Consider the following 5,081-nt stretch of genomic DNA (forward strand, 5'->3'; position numbering starts at 1 on the left):
CTTCTGCATCGACCCGATCGAGAAGAAGCCGCTCAACCACTTCCTGCCCGGCAGCAGCGTGTTCAGCTTTGGCACCGCGGGCTGCAACCTGGCCTGCAAGTTCTGCCAGAACTGGGACATCTCCAAGAGCCGCGAGATGGACCGGCTGATGGACCAGGCCAGCCCGACGCAGATCGCCCAGGTGGCGCACGACACCGGCTGCGCCAGCGTGGCCTTCACCTACAACGACCCGGTGATCTTTGCCGAGTACGCGATGGACACCGCCGACGCCTGCCACGCCCTGGGCGTGAAGACGGTGGCGGTGACGGCCGGCTACATCCACGCCGAGCCGCGGCGCGAGTTCTTCGCCAAGATGGACGCGGCCAACATCGACCTCAAGGCCTTCACCGAGGACTTCTACTTCCAGCAGACCGGCGCCCACCTGGCCCCGGTGCTGGAGACGCTGGTCGATGTGCACCACGAAACCGACTGCTGGCTGGAGCTGACCACGCTGCTGATCCCCGGCCTGAACGACAGCGACGCCGAGCTGCAGGCCCTGAGCCGCTGGGTGGCCCGCGAACTGGGGCCGGACGTGCCGCTGCACTTCAGCGCCTTCCACCCGGACTACAAGCTCAGCGACATGGCCGGCACGCCCACGGCCACACTGCAGCGCGCCCGGCGCATTGCGCTGGACTACGGCCTGCACCATGTCTACACCGGCAATGTGCACGACCCGGAGGGCGGCACCACCTTCTGCAGCGGCTGCGGCGCGGCACTGATCGTGCGGGACTGGCCCGAGATCCTGCACTACGAGCTGACGCCCGAGGGCCGCTGCCCGCACTGCGCCACCGCGCTGGCCGGGCGCTTTGCCCGCCAGGCCCCCACCGGCCGCGGCCGGCGCCGGGGGCCGGTGCGGGTGGCCATGGCCTGAAGCGCCACGCCGGCGGCGGAGAGACCGCCACCCGTAGAGCTGCGCCCCCCTGCCTTCGCCCGTGGCCTGCCCGGAACGCGCACCCGGTCCGTGGGCCGGGGTTCTGGGTTCCTCTGGCGAATGCAAACGCTTTCATAGATCGGTGGCCTGCTGCATGAATTGACGCGTTGCTGCCCGGGCCGGCCGTCCTGAGCGGCCGGCCAGCGGGGCCTCTGCTTCCGCAGAACGCCCTGCCTGATCGGGCATTCAGGGTTTCCTGGGATGTCGGACGGGTTCCCAGTCTGCAATCATGAAACCGCTTTCAGACGTTGATGACGGGCCCGTGTGCCTGCTGCCAGAACGTCGAGACCCATCCAATGGCGTCTTCCGCGAGAGCTGAACACGGAGTCCATGACATGAATCCAGTCCGCACCACCGCCCTGGGCCTGCTGATCGGCGGTGCCGCCAGTTGCCACGCCTATGACCTGGGCCCCCTCTCGCTGGACGGCTTTGCCAAGCAGGAGTGGACGCGCTCGACCCATGCCGCCAAGGCCACCGAGCCCTGCTACGGGGACAGCCGTGGCGTGCTGGGATTTCCGGGCTGCGGCGCATCCACCGAGGATGTGGCCACCCGCAGCGCGTGGACCTCGATGGTGCAGCTCGACGGCAAGCTGAAGTACGAGTTCGACAGCGGCACCACGGTGGGGGCCAGCCTGAGCCGCCGCTGGCGTCAGTGGAAGGAGGACATCGTGGGACAGCCCTGGCTGGCCAAGGGGGTCTGGGTGGACGACCCGACCTGGGGCCGGCTGGATGCAGGCACCATGCTGTCGCGCGCCTGGTCGCGCCAGGACGGCTTCTCCTACCCCATCGGCCTGTCCACCCAGTGGTCGGAAACCGGGGCGGGCTTCAGCGTGCTGAAGAAAGCCCTGCGCTACGGCACCCCCATGATGGGCCTGGGCGACGGCAAGCTGCACGCCGAGGTGACCCTGGCCACCAACGATCGCTTCCACTCCCCCTGGAACCCGGAGTACGACGCCAACGCGCCCAAGCCACGCCTGACAGAGCTGTTCCTGCAATATTCGGACGACAGCAACCTGATCGAGTTGGTCTATGACGACGCCCGCGGCGCGGGCATGGCGTCCTGGGGCAAGAACCCGCTGGTGGGCGCGGCCAATCTGCCGGTGCAGACCAGCCCTGCGGTCTTCGGCAACGCCAACCGCCAGAAGATGGTGGTGCTGGAGGGCCAGCACTGGTTCACCCCGCAGTGGGAGCTGACCTGGGGCCTGCGCAGCAGCTACTGGTCCGGCAGCGCCCTCACCTGCGACTATGCCGAGAAGTACAACGGCTGCGTGTGGCAGGGGGGCTTCAACATCAGCCCGCTCACGCTGCAGCCGGGCAACACCATCTACCCAGGCTACGGGGCACGCACCCGCGACTGGATGCTGGGCCTGAGCCGGGTGGATGGCGTCTGGACGACCTCGGTGGGCGTGGTGCACCTGGGCCAGGCCAAGACCGACAACCCGACGCAATGGGGTCAGAGCAACAGCGCGTACTCCGCCAAGCTCAATCTCAGCCGCAAGGTGCCCGAGCTGTACCCGGACCTGAACGTCTACGGCGGGCTGGGCTTCACTCACTTCGATCGCCTGGGCCCGGCCCCGATCAGCGCGCCGAGCAACACCGCCTTCGACGGCGTGGATTCGCGCCTGAACCGCGAAGCGGTGTCGGTCACCCTGGGCACCGTGCTGGTGTTCTGAGCATGCACGCCGCCAAACCCGCTTCCTGGCCCCGGCGCCTGCTGCTGTGCGCCGTTCTGCCGGCCACCGTCTGCCTGGCGGCCGAGGCACCGCCCCGTCCGGTGGGCGCGGGCTTCGTCCAGCAGGCCTTCTCCGAAGGCGGTCTGCTGTCCAAGGGCGATGCCCGCCCCCCTGTGCCCACCTACCGCACGGCCGAGATGACCGGCCGCGCAGCCCCCAGCAACACCTGGTTCTCGTCGCTGGTGTACGAGCGCTGGTCGCACCCGCTGTACGCCCACCCCCTGAGCTACCGGGCTTCTGAACTGGGTTTCGAGATCGGCCGACCGGACCCCCGCTTCGAGTCCGGCCCCACCGGCGTGGCTTCGGTCAACTGGCTGCACCAGCCGCTGCTGGTGGTGGCCCCCGAGGCCTTCCAGCCCGACGATGCGCGGCTGGAAGGCCACGGTGACTGGGATGTGCAGATCGACATGGCCCACGGGGCGCAGCACATGCGGGCCACCATCGCCCACGGCAGCCCCATCAGTCACTACCGTTTCAGCGAGGGCGGCGCACGCATCGACTTCCGCGCCGACGTGCAGACACTGCCCGACAGCGATGCCACCCGTCTGCACCTGCGGGTGGGCGGCAAGGCCTGGGGGGTATTCCTGCCCACGGGCGCCAAGGCGCAGTGGACGACGCCCACGCGCCTGTCCCTGAGCCTGCCCGAGGGGGGGCGCTGGCTGGCCGTGGCGGCCCTGCCGGATGACTCGAAGCAGAGCTTCGAGGCCTTTGCCAGTCACGCGGCCACCCGCATCACCGGCACCCGGGTGAGCTATGTCTATGACGCTGCAGCTTCTGAGGTACGCACCCACTACGAGCTGCAGACGGAGACCCTGCAAGGCCCGCCGCGGCCGCCGCTGGTGGGCCTGTATCCGCACCAGCGGCTGCGCGCGGCCGGTCTGCAGCTGCCCTGGGCCTATCCCAGCGTGCGCGGGGAGATCCGCGTGGGCGCGCTGCAGTCTTTCGACACGGTCACGCCCTATGTCGGCATCGTGCCGCTGTGGCCCGCGCTGGGCGATGCCCAGGCCGCCGACCGGCTGAACAGCCTCCTGCGGGGGGACGTGGCACGCACACCCGAGTCACTGGAGAAACAGGGCGCAGGCACCTACTGGGTGGGCAAGTTCCTGGGCCGGGCAGCGCAACTGCTGGCCATCGCCCAGGTTCAGGGCCGGCAAGAGCAGGCCGACCGCCTGGCCGCGCTGATGACCGAACAGATGAGGCGCTACTTCCGGGCCGAAGGGGGCACGCGGCACTTCGTGGACGATGCCACCACCGGCAGCTTGCTGGGCTACCCGGACGAGTTCGGCAGCGTGGCCCACATGAACGACCACCACTTCCACTATGGCTACTGGCTGCAGGCCCTGTCCATGCTGGCCCTGCGGGACCCGGCCCTGGCCTCGGACAGCCAGTGGGGAGGCATCGCCAAGCTGCTGGTGCGCGACATCGCCACCGACGAGCGGGGACGCGCGGATGCGCCCTTTCTGCGCAACTTCGATCCCTACGAGGGGCATTCCTGGGCCAGCGGCGACGCCGACATGGACGCGGGCAACAACCAGGAGTCCTCGTCCGAGGCGATGAACGCCTGGGCCGCCCTGATTTATTGGGGCGAGATCACCGGCAACCGCCGGCTGACCGAGCTGGGCATTGCGCTGTACAGCACGGAGTCCGACGCCATCGCCAGCTACTGGTACGACTGCCACCGCCAGGTGTTCGACCCGCGCTTTGACCGTGCGGTGGCCGCCCAGGTCTTCGGGGGGCGCTATGCCTACGACACCTGGTGGACGCAGAACCCCAGGGAGGTGCAGGGCATCAACATCCTCCCGCTGACGCCAGCGAGCACCTACCTGTCGGCCGGCTGCCCTGCGGGCGGCGCCTCCTTCCTGGAGGCCCTGCGCCAGCGGGAAGCCCAGTACCGCGCGGCCGGGCCGGGCGACGGCACGCCCCGGGATGTCTGGCAAGACATCTTCGCCGGCTACCTGGCCTTGTGGGATGCACCGACGGCCCTGGCGCAGTGGGACGACCGCGGCGACGTGGAGCAAGGCGAGAGCCGCAGCCACATGTGGTTCTGGTTGAACACGCTGCGCAGCCTGGGGCCGCGCGACACCCGGGTGCATGCCGACGTGCCGCTGCATGCGGTCTTCGCCCAGGCCGATGGTGCGCGCCGCTACCTGGCCGTCAACGCAGGCAGCAACCTGGTGACCGCGCACTTTTCAGACGGTCGCCAGATGAACCTGCCCGCCCATTCACTGGTCACGCTGACGATTGCGCCGGATGGCACGTCGCGGACCGACACCACGTCCCTGCTGCGCTGATCGAGGAGTCCGAGATGCACCACCCCACCCTGGCCCGCGGCCTGCCCGTCCGCTTCCCGGCCTGAACAGCCTGGGGCTGGCCCTCAG

3 protein-coding genes are annotated in these 5,081 nt (G+C 69.3%); all 3 read left to right on the plus strand.

Annotation, left to right across the window (positions count from 1 at the left end; genetic code table 11):
• On the plus strand, window positions 1-910 hold a 910-nt coding region (gene amrS / locus I73_RS22105), incomplete at its 5' end, for an AmmeMemoRadiSam system radical SAM enzyme (RefSeq protein ID WP_022982609.1).
• Window positions 911-1,305: 395 nt separating this feature from the next.
• Window positions 1,306-2,643: a hypothetical protein gene (locus tag I73_RS33355; RefSeq protein ID WP_022982610.1), complete on the plus strand. Its 1,338-nt coding sequence runs from the start codon at window positions 1,306-1,308 to the stop codon at window positions 2,641-2,643.
• Window positions 2,644-2,645: 2 nt separating this feature from the next.
• Complete coding sequence (locus I73_RS22115; protein ID WP_022982611.1) at window positions 2,646-4,994, plus strand: glycosyl hydrolase; 2,349 nt, start codon at window positions 2,646-2,648, stop codon at window positions 4,992-4,994.
• The last annotated feature ends 87 nt before the right edge of the window (window positions 4,995-5,081 follow it).

The organism is Ideonella sp. B508-1 (genome assembly GCF_000333615.1).
Taxonomy (GTDB): Bacteria; Pseudomonadota; Gammaproteobacteria; order Burkholderiales; family Burkholderiaceae_C; genus Ideonella.